The organism is Aquirufa sp. A-Brett2-15D (assembly GCF_054558735.1).
On the sequence record NZ_JBSKFT010000002.1, the window covers coordinates 102,917 to 123,810 of the forward strand.

The 20,894-nt window shown below is 42.1% G+C and carries 19 protein-coding genes and 1 tRNA gene; 17 read left to right on the plus strand and 3 right to left on the minus strand.

All coding sequences use genetic code 11. The annotated features are described in order from the left end of the window. Positions 1–58 precede the first annotated feature (58 nt). The 9 genes from ACST14_RS05650 (at position 59) to ACST14_RS05690 (ending at position 7,116) form a co-directional block, all read left to right on the plus strand. Complete coding sequence (locus ACST14_RS05650; protein ID WP_459461467.1) at positions 59–904, plus strand: hypothetical protein; 846 nt, start codon at positions 59–61, stop codon at positions 902–904. 36 nt (positions 905–940) lie between these two features. Then, positions 941–1,669, plus strand: coding sequence for a transporter (locus tag ACST14_RS05655; RefSeq protein WP_459461469.1), 729 nt, complete (start codon positions 941–943; stop codon positions 1,667–1,669). A 40-nt stretch (positions 1,670–1,709) separates the two neighbouring features. Further along, the gene (locus ACST14_RS05660) at positions 1,710–3,083 is read left to right on the plus strand and encodes a BatD family protein (protein WP_459461471.1); all 1,374 of its coding nucleotides are present in this window, start codon (positions 1,710–1,712) and stop codon (positions 3,081–3,083) included. A gap of 4 nt (positions 3,084–3,087) precedes the next feature. Further along, positions 3,088–4,176: a chorismate synthase gene (gene aroC / locus ACST14_RS05665; protein ID WP_459461473.1), complete on the plus strand. Its 1,089-nt coding sequence runs from the start codon at positions 3,088–3,090 to the stop codon at positions 4,174–4,176. After that, the gene (locus ACST14_RS05670) at positions 4,173–4,613 is read left to right on the plus strand and encodes a nucleoside deaminase (RefSeq protein ID WP_459461475.1); all 441 of its coding nucleotides are present in this window, start codon (positions 4,173–4,175) and stop codon (positions 4,611–4,613) included. Before aroC ends, ACST14_RS05670 begins: the two co-directional genes overlap by 4 nt. Before the next feature lie 93 nt (positions 4,614–4,706). Further along, a complete protein-coding gene (locus ACST14_RS05675; protein WP_459461477.1) occupies positions 4,707–5,318 on the plus strand; it encodes a superoxide dismutase in 612 nt (203 codons plus the stop codon). Between the two features lie 91 nt (positions 5,319–5,409). Then, positions 5,410–5,483, plus strand: a tRNA-His gene (locus ACST14_RS05680). 71 nt (positions 5,484–5,554) lie between these two features. Continuing rightward, positions 5,555–6,193, plus strand: a complete 639-nt coding sequence (locus ACST14_RS05685) for a carotenoid biosynthesis protein (RefSeq protein ID WP_459461479.1) — start codon at positions 5,555–5,557, stop codon at positions 6,191–6,193. 35 nt (positions 6,194–6,228) lie between these two features. Next, positions 6,229–7,116 (plus strand): MerR family transcriptional regulator, encoded by an 888-nt coding sequence (locus ACST14_RS05690; RefSeq protein WP_459461481.1) that lies wholly within the window; start codon positions 6,229–6,231, stop codon positions 7,114–7,116. Here the strand turns inward: ACST14_RS05690 and ACST14_RS05695 are convergent. Both ACST14_RS05695 and ACST14_RS05700 read right to left on the minus strand, forming a co-directional pair. Further along, positions 7,113–8,177 (minus strand): mannose-1-phosphate guanylyltransferase, encoded by a 1,065-nt coding sequence (locus ACST14_RS05695; RefSeq protein ID WP_459461483.1) that lies wholly within the window; start codon positions 8,175–8,177, stop codon positions 7,113–7,115. The genes ACST14_RS05690 and ACST14_RS05695 overlap by 4 nt on opposite strands. A 4-nt stretch (positions 8,178–8,181) precedes the next feature. Continuing rightward, positions 8,182–9,213 carry a DUF3089 domain-containing protein gene (locus ACST14_RS05700; protein WP_459461485.1) on the minus strand — a complete coding sequence of 344 codons (1,032 nt, stop codon included), beginning with the start codon at positions 9,211–9,213 and terminating at the stop codon, positions 8,182–8,184. Positions 9,214–9,412: 199 nt separating this feature from the next. Between ACST14_RS05700 and ACST14_RS05705 the strand changes: the two genes are divergently transcribed. The 8 genes from ACST14_RS05705 to ACST14_RS05740 all read left to right on the plus strand — a co-directional run bounded on the left by ACST14_RS05705 (position 9,413) and on the right by ACST14_RS05740 (position 20,194). Further along, positions 9,413–12,319, plus strand: a complete 2,907-nt coding sequence (locus tag ACST14_RS05705; RefSeq protein WP_459461487.1) for a TonB-dependent receptor — start codon at positions 9,413–9,415, stop codon at positions 12,317–12,319. An 83-nt stretch (positions 12,320–12,402) separates the two neighbouring features. After that, positions 12,403–15,237 (plus strand): excinuclease ABC subunit UvrA, encoded by a 2,835-nt coding sequence (gene uvrA, locus ACST14_RS05710; protein ID WP_459461489.1) that lies wholly within the window; start codon positions 12,403–12,405, stop codon positions 15,235–15,237. A 36-nt stretch (positions 15,238–15,273) separates the two neighbouring features. Further along, a complete protein-coding gene (locus tag ACST14_RS05715) occupies positions 15,274–16,587 on the plus strand; it encodes a 4Fe-4S dicluster domain-containing protein (RefSeq protein ID WP_459461491.1) in 1,314 nt (437 codons plus the stop codon). Positions 16,588–16,590: 3 nt separating this feature from the next. Beyond that, positions 16,591–17,580, plus strand: a complete 990-nt coding sequence (locus tag ACST14_RS05720; protein ID WP_459461493.1) for an alpha/beta hydrolase — start codon at positions 16,591–16,593, stop codon at positions 17,578–17,580. Between the two features lies 1 nt (position 17,581). Continuing rightward, positions 17,582–18,451: a sterol desaturase family protein gene (locus tag ACST14_RS05725; protein WP_459461495.1), complete on the plus strand. Its 870-nt coding sequence runs from the start codon at positions 17,582–17,584 to the stop codon at positions 18,449–18,451. Continuing rightward, positions 18,451–19,224, plus strand: a complete 774-nt coding sequence (locus ACST14_RS05730) for a (Fe-S)-binding protein (RefSeq protein WP_459461497.1) — start codon at positions 18,451–18,453, stop codon at positions 19,222–19,224. The genes ACST14_RS05725 and ACST14_RS05730 overlap by 1 nt, the downstream gene beginning before the upstream one ends. A gap of 3 nt (positions 19,225–19,227) precedes the next feature. Further along, the gene (locus ACST14_RS05735; RefSeq protein WP_459461499.1) at positions 19,228–19,701 is read left to right on the plus strand and encodes a hypothetical protein; all 474 of its coding nucleotides are present in this window, start codon (positions 19,228–19,230) and stop codon (positions 19,699–19,701) included. Position 19,702: 1 nt separating this feature from the next. After that, on the plus strand, positions 19,703–20,194 hold the full coding sequence (locus tag ACST14_RS05740) for a GAF domain-containing protein (RefSeq protein WP_459461501.1): 492 nt from the start codon (positions 19,703–19,705) through the stop codon (positions 20,192–20,194). Here ACST14_RS05740 and ACST14_RS05745 read toward each other — a convergent pair. Beyond that, the gene (locus ACST14_RS05745; protein ID WP_459461503.1) at positions 20,191–20,850 is read right to left on the minus strand and encodes a phosphatidylserine decarboxylase family protein; all 660 of its coding nucleotides are present in this window, start codon (positions 20,848–20,850) and stop codon (positions 20,191–20,193) included. The genes ACST14_RS05740 and ACST14_RS05745 overlap by 4 nt on opposite strands. Positions 20,851–20,894 lie beyond the last annotated feature (44 nt).

The window sequence follows — 20,894 nt, forward strand, 5'->3', positions numbered from 1 at the left end:
GGTATTTAAAACAAGGAAAAAATGCTCAACTTTGCAGCTTGAATTTTAAATTCACTTAATGAAAAAAATCCTATTTTTAGTCCTATTGAATTTAATTTGCCTTTCGTCCTTTTCCCAAAAAACGAATAAAAAAGGCTCTTATTATATTACCTGGGGCTATAATCGGTCGACTTATGCAAATTCAGACATTCGTTTTGTAGGGCCGGGGTATGATTTTACCTTATTAAATGCACAGGCTTTAGATGCACCCACTCCTTTTAGTGAGTTTAAAACCTACGTTGATCCAGGTTTATTGTCGATTCCTCAGTTTAATTTCCATGCAGGTTACTTTATAAAAGATAATTTATCCATTAGTATTGGATGGGATCACATGAAATATGTGGTGACAGATGGCCAAACAGTAAAAGTGAACGGCTTCATCAATGCTCAGTCATCTTCTCCCTCGATCGCAGTAGATCCGGCCTACATAGGTACATTTAATCAATCGCCATTAGTGTTAGATCCCGTTAAATTTGTTCACTTAGAACATACGGATGGCTATAATTATGCCTCTATTGAGCTAGAACATTATAATTCGCTATTCCAAAGTCCGAAAGGTCGATTTGCCATCGATTGGATGCAAGGCGTAGGCATAGGTGCTTTGGTTCCGCGTTCGGATGTACATGTGTTCGGTGTAGGCCAAAACAATTTTTGGAACCTCGCTGGCGGAGGAGCTTCCTTGAAGACAGGATTAAAATTCCAACTCTCTAAATTGTTGTTTTTCGAAACCACTGTCAAAACGGGGGCAACGAAATTAATCGATATTCATACGACGGGACGTTCAGTCGATCACGCAGAGCAGGCGATCTATTTTGCTGAATTTTATGGGGCACTTGGATTTACGTTAATAGGCTCTTCTAAATAAATTTTTAGACTAGACTAAAAATAACTATCTTCGCACATGTTTGTGCGCCTAACTATCTTTTTATTGTTTCCTATATTCGCCTTTGCTCAGAGTGAAGGTCGGATAGAAACCGATCGTCCTGATCAGACGGAGTGCCCATTTATTGTTAAAAAAGGGTATATCCAATCTGAATTAGGATTTAATCGGGCTACATCTGAAAACTTATTTCCCACCTCTTTAGTAAAATATGGGCTAAGTAAACGCTTTGAATTGCGCTATGTTTCTGTTTTAGCTCAAGAGCCTGGAAAGGAAGTTCGTTTTCAAACCGAGGCAGTAGGATTTAAATGGGCCTTAATCGAGCCTTCTGGCTTGAAACCCCGGACATCCGTCATCGTTCACTATAATTGGGACCACCAAAACCGTGATTTTTCAGAGAAAAATTTGAGGGGCCATTCGATAGGCGATATAGTGTTTTTGATGCAAAATGATCTAAGTGACCGTTTCGGGATAGGCTATAATGTAGGAACTGAATTCCATTCGAATGGCTCTTTTGAGGGTATTTATCGCGTGGCTCCTAATATGCTGATTGGTAAAAAGGGGTATGCGTATGTGGAAGTTTTTGGGCGATTTCCCGCTTCGGAATTTGCAGATCATTCCTACGATGCGGGCTTTGCCTATTATCTGAATGATGATGTTAAATTAGATGTGTCAGCTGGCCAAAGTTTTACGCGTCCCGAAGAACGTTATTTTGCCTTGGGCATATCTTTTCGTTTGCGAATTTTCTGATTATGAGGTCAAAGACTGCAGGATTTCTTAAATTGCGGGAATGAGACGGATTTTCTTCTTCTTTTTATTGTTTTCTCTTGCTGCAAATGAGCTAAAGGCTCAGGCAACTTTGCTCACGGGGGAGAAAGTATTAACGCAGGATACTAATTTTTCTTTGTCATTTGTGATCAAATCCGCAAATGCGAGTGTCGAAACCCCGAACTATAAATTTCCAGAATTACCCGGTCTCAGAAAGTTAGGTGTATCGAGGTCTAAAGCTACTGACATTCAAAATGGAGAGCCGGTTTATTCCTTTACTTATTCTCAATACTACCAGGCTCCCATGCCCGGAACTTTGTTGATTCCTCCTGCAGAGGTTATTGTTAATCAGCAATCCTTGAAAATGGAAGGATTCGCTTTGCAAGTAAGTCCATCGGAACAAAAGGAGGAGGTAGTGGAAGAAAATAAGGCGCAAATTGAGGATCTTTTTAAGGGCCAAAATTCGGTTTTCCTTGCCGTCACCTCCACGCAATTCCAGCCTTTTGTGGGTCAAGGATTTACTTTGAAATTTTCCTTATTTATTCCAGACGATAATGTAACTCGCTATAGTTTCAATAGAAATGATTTACAGATTCCAGCCTTGATTCAGAAAATGAGACCCAAAAATTGTTGGGAGGAGAGCTTTGGTTTACAAGAAGTGAAAGTGTCTAAGGTCGTTTATAAGAATAAAAAATATACGGAGTACCGCTTTTTTCAATCCACTTTTTTTGCCTTGGATGCGAAAAAGATTGTCATTCCTGCATTGAATTTAAGTTTATTGAAGATTGCAGAAAAGGTCGTTTTTAGCTCAAAACCCCTTGTTATTAGCCCTCAGGAATTGCCTAATCATCCTTTGAAAGGTAAAGTTCCGGTAGGGGATTTCCATTTAGAAGAATCCTTGTCTAAAAATCAGGTTCAAACTGGGGATTCCGTTTTATATGTCTCCAGTGTTGTGGGAGATGGGAATAGTATTCTGTGGGATTCGAAATTGATTGAGTCGGATTACTTCCTCAACTTTCTTCCTTTAGGGACTCAAAGCTCCGTTTATCCTTATGGTGATAAAATGTTAGGGAATAAAACAGAGAAAATACTAATTATTCCATCTCAACCGGGTAAATTTGCATTGAAATCCTATTTTAATTGGATTTTCTTTAATACGCGAACAGCCACCTACGACACCTTGCGTTCGGAGGCAAATTTAGTGGTTAGTGGTCAGCCATCTGATCGTTTACTCAACACGCAATCAGAGACGATGCTGTTGTATCGGGGAGTAGAAAAACTTCTTTCTGATAAAATGGAGTCCTTCAGTTGGAAGGATTGGAGATTGATTTTGAATGTTCTGTTAGGGTTGATTTTAGTCTGGCTTGTCTTTTTAATGACGAGGGCAAAAAAATAATATTATGGGGAGTATATACGGTAAAATATTTCAAATTAGCACGTTTGGTGAGTCGCATGGCGCTGCTGTGGGTGTCGTGGTGACGGGCTGTCCTGCTGGGGTAAATTTCGATATGGATTTTATTCAGTCGGAATTAGATCGCCGCAAGCCGGGTCAATCACGCATTACGACGCAACGCAAGGAAGCAGATTCAGTGGAAGTGGTTTCGGGTGTTTTTGAAGGAAAAACCACGGGAACACCGATTGCGATGTTAGTTTGGAATGGAGACCAACGCTCGAAGGACTATTCGCATATTTCGGATCAATTCCGTCCTTCTCATGCAGATTATACTTACCAGGAAAAATACGGGCTCCGCGATTACCGAGGAGGCGGACGTAGTTCAGCGAGAGAAACGGTAGCGCGAGTGGCTGCTGGAGCTTTGGCCAAATTAGTATTACAGCAACTAGGCGTAAAAATTACCGCTTATGTTTCTCAAGTAGGATCCTTGAAATTAACAACACCCGTGGAGCAATTGGATTTAGCTGTAGCGGAAACCAATGCGGTACGTTGCCCAGACGCAAAATTAGCGGAGGAAATGTTCACCTATATCGATGAAATTCGCAAACAAGGGGACTCAGTAGGCGGTGTAGTTTCTGCCTATATCACGGGATGTCCGATCGGTTTAGGCGAACCTGTTTTCGATAAATTACATGCCGAATTAGGCAAAGCGATGTTGAGCATCAACGCCGTGAAGGGCTTTGAGTATGGCTCTGGTTTTGACGGAGTTGAATTAAGGGGTTCTCAACACAACGATATTATTGTTAAAGATGAGGCTGGCAAGGTTAGTACTTTGACGAATCATTCAGGCGGAATTCAAGGCGGTATATCTAATGGAGAACCCATTTATTTCCGCGTCGGATTCAAACCCGTAGCTACGATTATGCAAGATCAAGCTAGTTTGAACGAATCAGGCGAAAAAATTGTTGTTTCCGGCAAGGGTCGCCACGATCCTTGTGTGGTGCCGCGTGCGGTTCCTATCGTGGAGGCGATGTCAGCGATAGTATTATTGGATTTTTATTTACGAAATCGTGTGACGAAATTAGCAGATATATGATTCCAAACGAGGATGAATATTATATGAGCCTTGCGCTCAGACAAGCGGCACGAGCTTTAGAAGAGGACGAAATTCCAGTAGGAGCAGTAGTCGTTTGTCAAGGAAAGATTGTGGCAAAGGCCTATAATCAAACCGAGATTTTGACTGATGTAACAGCACATGCAGAAATGATTGCGATCACGTCTGCCGCTCAAACCATCGGAGCTAAATATTTAAAAGATTGCACGCTCTATGTGACTTTAGAGCCTTGCCTCATGTGTGCAGGAGCAATTTATTGGTCACAATTAGGACGATTAGTCTATGGCGCTTCGGAAGAGAAACGCGGTTTTGAAAAATTAGGAACAGGAATTCTACACCCGAAAACAGAAATTGTTAGCGGGGTATTAGCAAACGAATCCGAACAACTACTAAAGGAGTTCTTTTCGATGCGACGATAATAAAAAAATGGTAAATGGTGAATGAAAAGCCAAAAACATTTACCATTTACCATTCACCATTTACCATTCAATTCACTATTTAAATTATATATTATGTCATTCACATTAGCCCCATTACCTTATGCAAACAATGCGCTAGAGCCGCATTTTGATGCATTAACCATGGAAATTCACCATGACCGTCACCACAATGCGTATGTGACGAATTTGAACGCAGCGGTAGCTGGAACGGAATTGGAAGGAAAATCTTTAGAGGATTTATTCACTTCCATCTCAAAATTATCACCGGCAGTTCGTAACAACGGTGGTGGACATTTTAACCACGATTTATTTTGGAACATCTTATCACCAAATGGTGGAGGTGCTCCAGTAGGAACGTTAGCAAAAGCGATTGAGGCTAAATTCGGTTCTTTTGATGCCTTCAAAGAAGAGTTTAAGAAAGCGGGTTTAACTCGTTTCGGTTCAGGCTGGGCGTGGTTAGTAGCGCAGAAAGACGGTTCAGTAGCGGTATCTAGCACACCTAACCAAGACAATCCTTTAATGGATGTAGCGGATGTGAAAGGCTTCCCTGTGATCGGATTAGACGTTTGGGAGCACGCATACTACTTGAAATTCCAAAACAAGCGTCCTGATTACATTGACGCATTCTGGAGTGTGATTGATTGGAATAAGGCGGAAGCGCGTTACCAAGCAGCTCAGAAATAATTGATTAGGACGGGAGGATGAAAATTCTCCCGTTTTTTTCGGCTTTCTTTTGCAATATTGGAAGCTTTGCGTATTTTTGCAGTCCCAAATGGCGGTTGTAGCTCACTCGGTTAGAGCACTGGTTTGTGGTACCAGGGGTAGTGGGTTCGAATCCCATCATCCGCCCAAAATGCCTCAGTAGAAATACTGGGGCATTTTTTGTTAATTTTCTTTACATTTGTTTAGAAAACAATCGTATGAACCCTGTATTTCTTAAACGATTTTTGATTGTCTTATATGCTGCCGGCTTAATCGGGATGCATTTGCCTGCAACTGCGGCGTTTTTTACCTCGTTGGTGCCCTTAACACTTTGGTTTACGGCCTTTATCTGCGTGGTTTATTTCCCCAAACCTTCGTTGCAAGCCTATATCTTTTTAGGGATGATAGCCGTGGCGGCGTGGTTTTTAGAAGTGCAAGGAGTAAGAACGGGTCAGATTTTTGGCGTTTACACTTACGGAAAAACCTTAGGATTTCAGCTACTTAAAGTGCCTATTACGATTGGCTTGAATTGGTTAGTACTTTTGCTGGCCACGAATGCCCTAGTGGAAGAATGGAATATTGCAGGGAAAATAAGCAAAGCAGCGATTGGGGCTGGATTGATGACGGCTTTGGATTTCTTGATTGAACCAGTAGCGGTTCATTTTGATTTTTGGACTTGGGCTGGGGTTCAGGTCCCTACCCAAAATTTTGTGGCTTGGTGGATAGCGTCATTTTTGTTTCATTTGGCCTATCAAAATACCCCATTCCCCTCTAAATCGAGTCTTTTTAGATTAATCGCAGCACTACAATTCTTGTTTTTCTTAGGACATTGGCTACTCCTTCAGTTTAATTTTTAAACATTTTTTAAAACTACGATGTTAATGATGTTACTATGAAAATGAACGTGTACTCGATCAAGGATTTAGAGAATTTCAGTGGTATTAAGGCCCATACAATTCGTATATGGGAGCAACGATATCATTTGCTTCATCCTGTGCGCACGGAGACGGGAATTCGTACCTATTCTGATAACGACCTAAAGCGTATTTTAAATATTACTACACTCCAAAATAAGGGGGGGATTAAAATTTCCAAAATTGCGGAATTGACTGACTCCGAAGTTCTGGAAAAGATTTTACAACTTTCTGGTAGCGATTTTGATTATCCGGATCACGTACAAGCTTTAACCGTCGCCATGATGGATTTGGATGAGTCGCGTTTTCAGGAATTGACGAAGTTAATCACGGAGGCCTACGGTTTTGAGAATTACATGCTGAAGGTGATTTATCCTTTTTTAACTCGCTTGGGCTCCTTGTGGCTTTCAGGTTCTGTGGGACCTGCTCAGGAGCACTTTATCACGCATTTGATTCGTCAAAAAATCATCGCTGCCATCGATTCACAAATGGCAAAATCGAAGCCGAACGCGAAAAAGTTTTTGCTTTATCTTCCAGAAGGGGAGTTGCATGAAATCGGATTGCTGTTTGCGAGTTATTTAATCAGAGCGAGAAATCATTCTGCTGTTTATTTGGGTCAATCGTTGCCTTTTGAAGAATTGTGCTTGGCCTATGAAATACACCAGCCGGATTATGTGTTCAGCGTTTTTTCGACGGAACCCGCCTTGTCTGACTTGAATACTTATGTCAAAAAGTTAGATCGTTTTTTGCCGAAGGCTAAAATCTTGTTAACCGGCTATAGCGTTTTGAATGCACCAGAACCACTTCCACCCAGAATTCAACTGATCCATGATTTCAATACCTTAATTCAAGAGATTGAATCTTAGCTAAAATTCGGGTCTAATTTTGTCGCATCTTCGACGAATTGTTTCACTTGCTGTTCTTGGTCTTTGGGACAAATCATTAATACATTCCCGTGTTCAGCCACGATGTAATTCGATAAACCATGAATCACGACTAATTTATCTTTAGGTGCTTTAATGATGCAATCAGCGGTTTCATATAGCATGACATTCGCATCCACTGCATTCTGATTACCGTCCTTCTCATTTATTTCATGCAAGGATTTCCAAGTGCCTAAATCCGACCAGCCGATATCTGCCAAAATCACCTTCACCTCGCGCGCTTTTTCCATTACTCCATTATCCATCGAGATACTTTTGCACACGGCATACACTTTACGAATAAATTCAGGTTCCTCTTCTGTATAATAAAATGCACGTCCTTCTTCAAATTGTTCCGCTAAGCGAGACAGGTGTTTCGTCAATTCGTGCTTAAAGGTGGGTATTGCAAAAACGAAAATTCCGGCGTTCCAAACATAATCCCCACTTTCAATAAATGCCTCAGCTAATTCTAAATTAGGTTTCTCCGTAAATGTTTTAACTCTTTTAGCCGTTTCGGTCGATTCTTGAAATTGAATATACCCGTAGCCTGTGTCAGGACGAGTAGGCACAATTCCTAAAGTGACTAATACGGGTTCGTTTTTAGCGGTTTCTATGGCTTCGCTTATGCGGGCTTTAAATGCCTCTTCTTTTAAAATCACATGATCTGCCGGAGCTACGATTAGTTTAGCTTTTGGGTGTTTTTTGCTGATTTTATAAGCTGCGTAAGCGATGCAAGGAGCCGTATTTTTACGTTGGGGCTCTTTGAGTATTTGATCAGGGCTTAAATAGGGCAGTTGTTCTTGAACGATTCCGGCGAATTCCTCGCTGGTCACTACATAGATGTTTTCTTTCGCCACAATTCCCTCGAAACGTTCTGCTGTTTGTTGCAACATCGTTTTTCCTACGCCTAAAACGTCATGAAATTGTTTGGGATACGTACTTCTGGAGATGGGCCAAAACCGTGTTCCGATTCCTCCCGCCATAATGACAAGGCAATTTGGCATAGTATTATTTTTTGCTAAGGAACGTATTTACACGTAAAACAGCGTTTTCTCTAATGTTTTGGTAATATAAATTAATATCGGCCTTATGCCAATTTTTTAATTTGACAAAACTGCGACCGGGTACATAGGGTACATTTGTCCACAAAATACCTAGGTGATTTTCAGCATCTGCAAATTCTTTTACATACTTAAATCCATAGGATACTCCACCTATGTTTTGTGCTTTAGAGGCAAAATTTTCTTCTGTTGACCAGGTCAATGGATTCACCGATGCTAATTCTGTCACCGTCCCTGGATGCCAAGGTGGTAAATAACCTTGTAAAAATGTCGTATAAGCAACAAAGCAACCCGTCTGATTTGCGGATGAGCAAACCGGAATGTTTGTAAATGTGTTCTTAGGCGTTGCAATACCGATGATATAAGCTGCCACCAGTTGCTTGCCTAACTCTTTCCCGTCAAAATATTCTTTTAAAAGTCTCGTTGCGTGCACTGTTCCTTGACTATGACTGGCAATAATAATGGGTCTTCCTTTATTTTCTTTGGCAAGATAAAACTCAAATGCTCTTTTTACATCGTAATAGGCTAGGTCTAATGCCGCTGCTTTGTCCTCTTTAAACTCCGTGACGAAGGCATGGTAATGAGCTTGGCGGTAGCGCGGAGCATAAATTCGACCTGCCGCATTAAAAGCTGTGGCTTGATTTAAAATTGTAGAGCTATCTACTAGGGTATTTAAGGCTGCATCTGTCATAGAGGCATTCCATATATATTCGTTCTCCGGTTTATACGTAAAAATAGTAGGATGTATAAAGAAAACGTCCGCTTTTGCACCCGCTTGTCCATCTTTTAACGTAGACTTAAGTGGAACAAGATCTGCGGCATCTTCCGTAGTAGGTAATGCGGACCATGCGGCTGGGTTAGCGTAATCCATTTCTATGGGCTGAGGAGCCTCCTTCCATCGGGTATTCAAAACATGAAACTTCTGATTACCAGAGCATGCGCTTAAGAATAATAGGGATACAAATACGAGTGATCTCATGAATTGAATTTATATACAAAGCTACTAGTTTAATCCCCCTTTTTAAAATTTATTGATTGATCGGTCAACCTTGATAAAATTATTTTCTGAAAAATTAGCAATTTTTTGATAAGCTAATAGTGATAGAAAGTAAAATCTTCTTTATTTTTGTTTTAATTAGAGTACTCAAAACAAAATGTGTCATTAAAAAACACCCATCATGAAAAAAATTGTACAACAGATTTTACCTAGCCTTGCGCTTATTCTGTTCTTAAGTGCTTCGGCCTTCGCTCAGACTAAAATAGGCGGAAGAGTAACGGATGCAGATTCTAAAGAGCCGTTAATCGGTGTTAGTATCGGTGTAAAGGGATCGGTAACTGGAACTATTTCAGATACAAAAGGAAATTTCTCCTTATCAACAAACAAAGCAGGTGCTTTAACTATCGTCGTATCGATGGTGGGTTATGAGCGTCAAGAAATTGCAGTAAAAGGAAACAAAACAGATTTTCAGGTTGCTTTAAAAGAGCAAGCAACTTTAGCACAAGATGTAGTAGTTTCTGCCTCTCGTGTAGAAGAAAGTGTGATGCAATCCCCTGTTTCAGTAGAGCGTATGGATATTCGTGCGATTCGTGAAACACCGGCTGCGTCTTTCTATGATGCTCTACGTAACATTAAAGGAGTTGAGGTAAGTTCTCAATCCGTGTCATTCTCGTCTATCGGTATGCGTGGATTTAATAGCAACGGTAACGTACGTGTGGTTCAATTAATCGACGGTATGGATAACCAAGCGCCAGGTTTGAACTTCTCTGTAGGTAATATCGTAGGTATTTCTGAATTGGATTTACAATCAGTTGATTTATTGCCAGGAGCGGCATCGGCATTATATGGCCCTAACGCGATGAACGGTATCATCTTAATGGATTCGAAATCACCTTTCTTATACCAAGGTTTATCAGCTCAAGTGAAAACGGGAGCCATGTATGCAAGTAATCGTGATGCAAAGTATGAAAGAAATCCTACCGAGGCGATGACTCCTTATGGTGATATCTCAATTCGTTTTGCGAAAGCATTTAATAATAAAGTCGCTTTCAAAGTTAACTTCAACCAATTAACGGCTGAGGACTGGCAATCAACTGATACACGTGATCAATCATTATTGAATGGAACTGTTTTAGGGCCAGGTTCTCGTGGAACAAACTTAGCTTATAATGGTATTAGTGTTTTTGGTGATGAGACGAACGTGAACATGTTGGCCTCTTTAAGGCCTTTATTAGGGGTTCCTACGAATCCATTGACAGCAGGTATTAATCAAATTTCAGCTGCTACTGGTGGCTTGTTAACTCCATCAGCTATCTTAGGTTACATTGTTCCTAACGTGAACATCTCTCGTGAAGGATATGCGGAGCGTGATTTAGCCTCTTACAACAACCGTAACATCAAATTCAATGCAGCCTTACACTATCGTTTTAATGATAATGTCGAGTTGATCTTGCAAGGGTCTTATGGTCAAGGTACAACGATGTATACAGGTGCTGATCGTTACTCGATCAAGAATTTCTCTATGGGACAATACAAAGCAGAATTAAAAGGATCTAACTTCTTCGTTCGTGCCTATACAACTCAAGAAAATTCAGGTGATGCGTATGCAACAGGAACTTTAGGGCAATTAGTAAATGAGGCAGCTAAGCCATCGACAGCTTGGTACCCTCAGTACTTCTCTACTTTCGCAGGTTTGGCATTGACTAACTTTGGAACAGTATTACAAACGAACCTTTTACAAGGTGTAGCGCCAGCATCAGCTGTAGGCTTAGCTATTGGTAGTACACAAGCAGCCTTCCCTACTTACCATGGAGCAGCACGTGCTGCATCTGATGTAGGTCGTTTAGTACCTGGATCAGCTGGATTTAAAGCAGCTCTAGAAGCAATTAAGGGTAAGGCTTTACCTGCAGGAGCTAAGTTTACAGACAAGTCGGCTCTTTATCACTTAGAGGGTATGTATAACTTGTCAGAGAAGTTAAACAACAAAATTGAATTAATCGTAGGTGCAAACTACCGTCAATATGCGTTAAACTCTGAAGGTTCATTATTCGCATTAACGGATGATGGTAAAGAATTTTCGATTAACGAATATGGTGGATATGCACAAGCTTCTAAGAAGTTATTTGCAGATCACTTGAAGATAACAGGATCAGTTCGTTATGATAAGAATGAGAACTTTGAAGGACAATTTAGCCCACGTATTTCTGGGGTGTTAACTCAAGGAACATCGAACTTCCGTGCTTCCCTACAAACAGGTTTCCGTATCCCTACCACACAGGATCAATACATTAACTTGTTAACTCCATCTGCACGTTTATTAGGTGGTTTAGCGGTAGTTCAAGATCGTTACAAGTTATCAGGTAACTCATATACCTTACAATCTATCTTAGCTAATCAAACAGATCCATCTAAATGGGTTGTTTACAAGTCTAAGGCTTGGAAGCCAGAGCAAGTACAAACATTTGAATTAGGTTATAAAGGAATGATTACTCCTAAAATGTTTGTTGATTTCTATGCTTACCAATCAAACTTCACGAACTTCTCAGCTGGTCAAGTGGTAGCGCAACCTAGCGCGACTTTGGCAGGAACATTAAACTACTTCTCTTTCCCATCTAACGTGGATAACGAAGTGGCGACTAATGGTTGGGGTTTAGGAATTGACTATGACTTAGGAAATCGTTGGGCAATAGGGACAAACGTTTCTTATAATGCTGTAAAAGACAACGGTGGATTAGCTGATTACCAATTAGGTTTCAACACTCCGAACTACCGTACAAACGTTACTTTTGGTAATCGTAACATCGGAAATTCAGGTTGGGGCTTCAATACAACATGGAGATACCAAGATCAATTTGTTTGGCAATCATCTATTGTGAACCAAGTGGTGAATCAACAACAATTGTCAGTTATTCCTGCATTCCAAACTTTGGATATGCAAGTGAGCAAAAAAGTATCGCAGATTAAGTCGATCATCAAAGTGGGTGGTACGAACTTAGGCGGTGTTGCTTATACAACTGGATGGGCTAACCCATTAGTGGGCAGCATTTACTATGTAAGCATTACGTTTGACGAATTGTTGAACAAATAAGAATTATTTACATTTGTTTGAGGCTGCCCCTTTAAGGGCAGCCTCTTTTTTTGTACCTTTGCAGATCGAACGATTCCCAAACTATGGCTTCAAAAGCGTCAGATTCTACTGGATTTACCCATATTCAAGTGTTGGGTGCGCGTGAGCATAATTTAAAGAATATTGACGTTTCCATTCCTCGTAATCAATTAGTGGTAGTGACGGGAATTTCTGGTTCAGGGAAATCATCTTTAGCCTTTGATACGATTTATGCAGAGGGCCAAAGACGCTACATGGAATCCTTCTCCGCCTATGCCCGCTCCTTCCTAGGAAATATGGAGCGCCCAGACGTAGACAAGATCGAAGGACTTTCACCGGTGATCTCCATCGAACAAAAGACCACCTCTAAAAACCCCCGTTCTACCGTAGGCACGACCACCGAAATCTATGATTTCTTGCGTCTACTTTATGCGCGTGCTGGGGAGGCCTTTTCTTACTTGTCTGGCGAGAAAATGGTGAAGCAGTCTGTCGATCAAATCATCGAGACCTTATTAACCCAATTCAATAAAGGGAAAGTGGTATTGCTTGCGCCTGTGGTCAAAGGCCGTAAAGGACATTACCGCGAATTATTCGTCCAAATCGCGAAGTGGGGTTATACGAAAGTGCGTATTGATGGGGAGATTATGGATATCGAACCGAAGATGCAGGTGGATCGATTCAAAGTACACGATATTGAAATAGTCGTGGATCGTTTAGTAGTAGGAGAAGACGAACGTTTGCGTTTATCCCAAAGCCTACAAACCGCCATGAACCAAGGCAAAGGACAAGTCTATGTCCTTGATGCCGCACATAAATTACATTACTTCTCTTCAACCTTAATGGATCCGGCGACGGGTTTGTCTTATGATGAACCAGCCCCCAATACCTTCTCGTTTAACAGCCCGTATGGCGCTTGCCCTTGCTGTAATGGTTTGGGTGTGGTGGAAGAGATCACAGAAGATTCGGTTATTCCTGATCGTTCTTTAAGCATTATCCGCGGTGCGATTGCTCCCATTGGAGAATACCGGGAACTGTGGATTTTCAAGCAATTAGAGGTGCTATTAAAGCCTTTTAAGGTGGGTCTTTCTACGCCTATCGCTAAGTTCCCTGCGGAGGCAGTAGAATTGATGTTATATGGTTCTGATGATCCAGTCGCGGTACCCTCGAAGAAATACGAAGGAACGGAGTGGAATACGAAATACGATGGCATCGTCAATTTCCTAAAACGCCAGCAAGAATCGGGTTCAGAAAAGACCCAGGACTGGTTGAAGGATTTTATGATGATTAAAAAATGCCCAGAGTGCGACGGCTTCCGTTTAAAAAAAGAATCCTTGCATTTTCGCATCGCAGATAAGCACATTGGGCAATTAGCTCAAATGGATATCACCGAGCTGGAGGCTTGGTTCGCAGACGTGGAAAAGCGGATGAGTAATCGCCAGCAGCAGATCGGGGTGGAAGTATTGAAAGAGATTAGAAAGCGGGTGGGCTTTTTGACCCAAATCGGGTTAACTTATTTAACCCTCGATCGTCCGATGAAAAGTCTATCAGGTGGCGAGGCACAACGAATTCGTTTAGCCACCCAAATAGGGACGCAGTTAGTAGGTGTTTTATATATTATGGATGAACCGAGTATCGGTTTGCACCAGCGCGATAATGAAAAGTTGATTCATGCGCTAAAAGATTTGCGTGATTTAGGCAATTCAGTTTTAGTTGTGGAACACGATAAAGATATGATGCTGGCTTCCGATTATATTTTGGATATAGGTCCCGGAGCAGGTCGTCACGGAGGGAATGTCGTGGGGGCTGGAACACCGGCCGAGTTTTTGAAATTAAAGACGCCTACAGCGGCTTATTTAAATGGAGCATTGGAGATTGAGATTCCATCTGTGCGCAGAAAAGGCAATGGATTGACCATTGAATTAAAGGGTGCGACGGGAAATAATTTGAAGAATGTATCGGTGAAGTTTCCGTTAGGCACTTTGACGGTGGTGACCGGTGTTTCTGGTTCGGGGAAATCGACCTTGATTCACGATACCCTTGTCTTGAAATTAAAGCAACATTTCGATCGGACGAAGCGGGATGCGATGCCCTATAAGTCGATTGTGGGTTTGGAAAATATCGATAAAGTGATTGAAGTGGACCAAAGTCCCATCGGCCGCACACCTCGTTCTAATCCGGCCACCTATACCAATATGTATAGCGACATTCGCACGCTCTATTGTGAATTACCGGAGTCGAAGATTCGCGGATATAAAGCCGGACGTTTTAGTTTTAATGTGAAAGGAGGTCGCTGCGAAAGTTGCGAAGGAGCGGGTCGTAAGAAGATTGAGATGGAATTCTTGCCAGACGTTTTAGTCGAATGCGAGACGTGTAAAGGCAAGCGATTTAATCGGGAGACATTAGAGGTTAGATTTAAGGGAAAGTCGATTTCAGATATATTAGATATGACGGTGGAACAGGCTTTGGAATTCTTCGAAAACCAACCCCGGATCTTCCGCCGTGTGCATACTTTATCTGAAGTAGGCTTAGGTTATATCACTTTAGGTCAACACGCGACGACCTTATCAGGTGGCGAGGCGCAACGGGTAAAGCTGGCTGAGGAATTATCTAAAAAAGATACGGGGAAGACACTTTACGTCCTAGACGAACCTACTACAGGTTTGCACTTTCAAGATGTGCGCCTACTTTTAGATGTATTGCAGAAATTAGTAGATAAGGGGAATACGGTGTTGATTATCGAACATAATATGGACGTGATCAAAGTCGCCGATTACCTCATCGATATGGGTCCAGAGGGTGGAAATGCGGGTGGACAATTACTGGCTAGCGGAACACCGGAGCAGATTGCGAAAGAAAAAAATAGTCATACAGGACGCTTTTTGAAAAAAGAATTATCGTAGAATTTTTATTACATTTATGTACTTTCTACATCAACGATGACTTACTTGCCTCAGTTACTATTTATCGCCCTTTTAGGGGGTATGTCTTACCTGATTTTTCAGCGTTTTTCCCTTATCCTACAGACGATTCGTTTAGCACGCCCTGTTGAATTAAGCGATCGTCCTTCAGAGCGTTTCAAGCGAATGGCTTTATTAGCGTTCGGTCAAAAGAAAATGTTTTCTAAGCCCCTTGTTGGCTTTTTTCACTTCCTGATCTACATTGGATTTGTCTTAATAAATATTGAAGTTCTGGAGATCATCTTGGATGGTTTACTAGGAACGCATCGCTTATTTGCACCTTTTTTAGGGTCTTTCTATCCGAGTTTACTGAACTTCTTTGAAGTCCTAGCAGGCGGGGTTTTTGTGGCCTGTGTGGTCTTCTTTTTACGTCGCGGGGTATTCCGCACCAATCGGTTACAGGCTTCGAATCACCAGGAGCTGAAGGGTTTTCCTGTAAAGGATGCCTACTTTATTTTACTCATTGAGGTCGTTTTAATGATGGCTTTGTGGACGATGAATGGGTCGGATGCCGTTTTGCAATCCAGAGGCGTGGAGCATTATCAGCCGGTGGGATCCTTTGTGATTTCGGGAGAACTGACGCATTTTTTTGAAGCATTTTCTACAGGGACTCTTATTTTAGTGGAGCGTGCTGCCTGGTGGTTTCACATAGCGGGTATTTTAGCCTTTGCGCTGTATGTGACCTATTCTAAGCATTTGCATATTTTCTTTGCTTTCCCGTCCGCTTATTTTTCTAGTTTAGAATCATCAGCAAAGATGTCGGCCATGCCAGCGGTGACACACGAGGTTAAACTGATGTTAGGCCAGCCGGTAGCGGAACAGGCGGTGACGGATGCGAAGTTTGGGGCTAAAGACGTGATGGATTTGACCTGGAAGAATGCACTTGATGCCTATTCTTGCACGGAATGCGGTCGGTGTACGGAGCAATGTCCGGCGAATCAAACGGGTCGTGCACTTTCCCCTCGCAAAATTATGATGGACACTCGTGATCGCTTAGAGGAAGTGGGAGGTGTTTTAAAGGCGAATAAAGGAGTTTTTGTGGACGATGGAAAATCTTTATTCGATCGAATTTCTGCTGAGGAATTACGCGCCTGCACCTCTTGTCAGGCTTGCGTAGAGGCGTGTCCCATGGAACTTTCCCCCTTGAGTATTATTTTAGAAATGCGTCGCTTCCAAATTATGGAACTTTCTGATGCGCCAGGTGCTTGGAATGCTATGTTTGCGAATGTGGAGACGAACCAAAGTCCTTGGAAATTTAATCCGTCCGATCGTTTGAATTGGGCCAAAGAATAAACTATGAAAAAAGTATTACTCGTGTTAGCGGTGCTGATAGGTGCCTATTTTTTAGGACCAAAGCCGGAGGCCCCTGTACTGACGCCCAGCGCTAATTGGACATCGATTCCGGATTCAGCACGTGCTTTGGACGCCTACATTGCAGCTAAAGAATCAGCGACGATTTTGAAGGCAGGTAATCAGGCGCGCATTATTTGGGCAGATTCTATTCAGCCTAAAAAGACCAAAGTCGTTTTTATGTATGTGCATGGATTTTCCGCTTCGCCTATGGAAGGAGATCCATTACATCGGGAAGTAGCGAAAAAATTCGGCGCAAATCTTTTATTAGCTCGCGTGGCGGGTCACGGAGTTCCTGATTCGGATTCAACGTATGCGCAGGTGACGGCAGATGAATATTACCAAAGCGTCGAAAATTACTATGCCATCGCGAAGAAATTAGGCGATGAGGTAGTCGTTTTAGGTACGTCTTTTGGAGGAGCGATGTCGCTGGTTTTAGCGGCGAATCACCCAGAAATTAAGGCGCTGATGCTCTATGGCCCTTGCATTGCGATTAAAGATCCGAACGCGACTCTATTGGATAATCCTTGGGGATTGCAAATGGCTCACTTGATAACCGGTAGTGACTACCGTGATATTCCGGTGATGGCTCCTGGTCATGCGGAGAATTGGAGTTTACATTACCGTTTGGAAGGGGTTGTGGCGGTTCAAAATTTATTGACTCACGCTATGACACAAGAGGTATTCGAGAAGGTGAAAATACCTGTATTTATGGGCTATTATTATAAGGATGAGGCGCACCAAGATTTGGTGGTTTCCGTCGATGCGATGAAAGTGATGTTTGAACAATTAGGTACGCCGGCTAGTTTAAAAAAATCAGAGGCTTTCCCTAATTCAGGCAATCATGTGATTACCTCTAATTTATTAGGAAAATTGACAGATAGGCCGATTGCGTCGTCTGAATTATTTTTACGAAATGTGGTTAAACTAAACTAAGATGGAACCTACCTTGATTTTATATGCCGTTCCTTTTTTCCTTATTACAGTATTGGTGGAATCGTATATCGTCTATAAAATGCACCGTGATTTTGTGGAGGCGAAGGATTCGATGACTTCGATCGGTTTAGGTTTGGGGAATTTAGGGATTGGGTTAGTGACGAAGGCGATCACTTTAGGCGCGTCTTTCTACGTGTACAATAACTGGAAATTGTTTGATTTAGGCCAAAGCTGGCCCGTTTGGGTATTCGCTTTTTTAGGCGAAGATTTGACCTATTATTGGTTGCACCGCATCTCCCATGAGATTCGTTTTTACTGGGCTTCTCATATGGTACACCATTCGTCACCTAAATACAATTTAGCTGCAGCCTTGCGCCAAACTTGGACGGGGAATTTGTCCGGTAGTTTTGTTTTCTGGCTTTGGCTTCCATTAGTAGGTGTTCATCCGTTTATCGTCATATTTTTTCAGCAAACTAGCTTGTTATATCAATACTGGATTCACACGGAATTGATTAATAGGATGCCGCGTTGGTTCGAATATATTTTGAATACACCTTCGCATCACCGGGTTCACCACGGGACAGATTTGAATTATTTAGATACGAATTATGCCGGGGTATTGATTATTTGGGATCGGATGTTTGGATCGTTTGTGTCCGAAGATAAAAGACCTAATTATGGCTTAACAAAGCAGATTGAAAGTTATAATCCAGCCAAGATTGCCTTCTATGAGTGGGTGCAGATGGCGAAAGATGTTTGGCATGCGAAAAGTATTAAATCCATGTTCGGATATGTGTTCGGCCCTCCGGGTTGGAGCGATGATGGAAGCCGATTAACAGTTACTCAAATGCGGGAGCAACAAAAGAAATAATGGAGACGATCAAAACGATGGCTGAATTCGCTGCAGCGGGGGAACAGCCGGAATTTCTTTTTTGGGTAGGTTGCGCTGGCTCCTTCGATGATCGTCACAAGAAAGTGACACGGGCCTTTTCTGAAATTCTACAAAAAGTAGGTATCAGTTTCGCAGTTTTAGGAACGGAAGAATCGTGTACTGGCGATCCAGCACGCCGCGCAGGTAATGAGTTTCTGTTCCAAATGCAGGCCATGGCTAACATCGAGTTATTAAATCTATATGCGGTAAAGAAAATTGTGACGGCTTGCCCTCACTGTTTCAATACCTTGAAAAACGAATATCCTTCTCTAGGCGGAACTTATGAGGTGATTCACCACAGCCAGCTTTTGGCAGAATTAATCAACGCCGGAAAGATTAAAGCCTCAGAAGATTCGGCTCTTGAACAAGTTGCCTACCACGATTCCTGTTATTTAGGTCGAGGAAACGGAGTTTACGAAGCACCACGCGAAATTATTTCCGGATTAAAAAAGGAGCTAATCGAGTTAAAAAGTTGTAGAACAAAAGGGCTTTGCTGCGGAGCCGGTGGGGCACAAGTATTCAAAGAGCCGGAAGCTGGCGGTGAAGATGTGCAAGTCAAAAGAGTACAAGAAATGGTTGATTCTGGTGTCACGAAAGTCGCCCTAGCTTGCCCTTTCTGTATGGTCATGGTCCAAGATGGCTTGAATAAAGTGGGAAAAGAAAAACAAATCCAAGTAGTAGATTTAGCTGAATTAGTGCAGCAATCCATGTAAAATATGTATTTATCATTTGAAAAAATGCCCGATCATTCCCGCGTATGGGTCTATCAGGCGAATCGATCTTTCTCTGAAACAGAGGCGCAAGCAATCCAGGACTATTTAGTCCCGGCCTTAACCCAGTGGGCGGCACATGGAGCAGGTTTGAATGCCTCTTTCGAGATTCGCTTTCAGCAGGTCATTGTGATCGCTGTAGACGAAACGGTGAACGCTGCGTCTGGCTGCTCGATCGATGCCTCGACACGCTGGTTCAAGGAAATGGGGGCTAGCTTAGGAATCGATTTCTTCGATCGCAGTACAGCGGTTGTGGAAGAAGACGAGGTCACGCTACTTCCTTTAACGGCATTAAAAAACAATCCTTTATTAACCCCTGCTAACCAAGTGATCCCACTTCAAACAGAATCGCTAGGCACTTACCGCGCTGGCTGGTTACAAAGAGCAGACACCACTTGGTTAAAACGTTACTTCGCATAACATGGCAGAGGATCTAGTCAAAATCGATGGCACTCGTTCTCAGAAATATGCCGCCTTATTCCCGCAAATTCAATCGCTCTTAGCCGGAGAAACAGATAAATACGCGAATCTCGCAAATATCGCGGCGGCGGTGAAGGAAGTATTTGGTTTTTTCTGGGTAGGTTTTTATCTGACAAAAGAGAATCAATTAGTCTTAGGACCTTTTCAGGGTCCAGTTGCTTGTACACGAATTCCCTTTCATAAAGGAGTTTGCGGCCATGCGTATACCACGCGTAAAACAGTTTTAGTGCCAGATGTAGAGGCCTTTCCTGGTCATATCGCCTGTGCGTCTGCGTCGAAATCGGAGATTGTTTTACCTGCCATCGTGAATGGCGAAGTCGTGCTCGTATTTGATCTAGATTCAGATCAATTAGCAGATTTTTCTGAAGTGGATCAACAAGGTCTCGAAAAAATTATCGGACTAATTGAAGATTCTTGGATGTCTTGGTCTTAAGCTAATTTAGCAATCACCGTTTCTCCTCCTACCGGTTTGTCATCCAGATTAACACAGATTTCTGCGTCTAGTGGAAGGTAGATGTCGATACGACTACCGAATTTAATAAAACCAAATTCTGTCCCTTGAACGACAGATTCTCCTTCCTTCGCATACCAACAAATACGTTTGGCTAAGGCTCCCGCGATTTGGCGGAAAAGAACCTCTGTACCATTTTCGTGCTTAACTACATAGGTAGTACGCTCGTTTTCTGTACTCGATTTTGGATGCCATGCCACTAAGAATTTTCCCGGGTGGTATTTAAAATAGGAAACAATCCCTGAGATAGGGTTGAAGTTTATGTGCACATTTATAGGGGACATAAAGATCGAAACCTGGCGGCGCGGACCTTTAAAATATTCGGTTTCTACCGTTTCTTCGATCACTACGACTTTGCCATCTGCTGGGGCGATGATATGCTTCGGATTAAGCACGGTTGTGCGCTTAGGAACACGGAAGAATTGCAGGATGATTAAATAGAATAGGGACGTAATAACCACAATCGTTTCTCTCAAGAAAACATTTTCTGGAAAGAAATTGGCCACTAGGCCATTGATGATCATCACTAGGATCAGTGAGGTGATTAATAAGGTTCGTCCTTCTCGGTGTAATGTCATGCGCTGAATACTAAATAAACTTGTTAATTTACAAAATTAGTTAT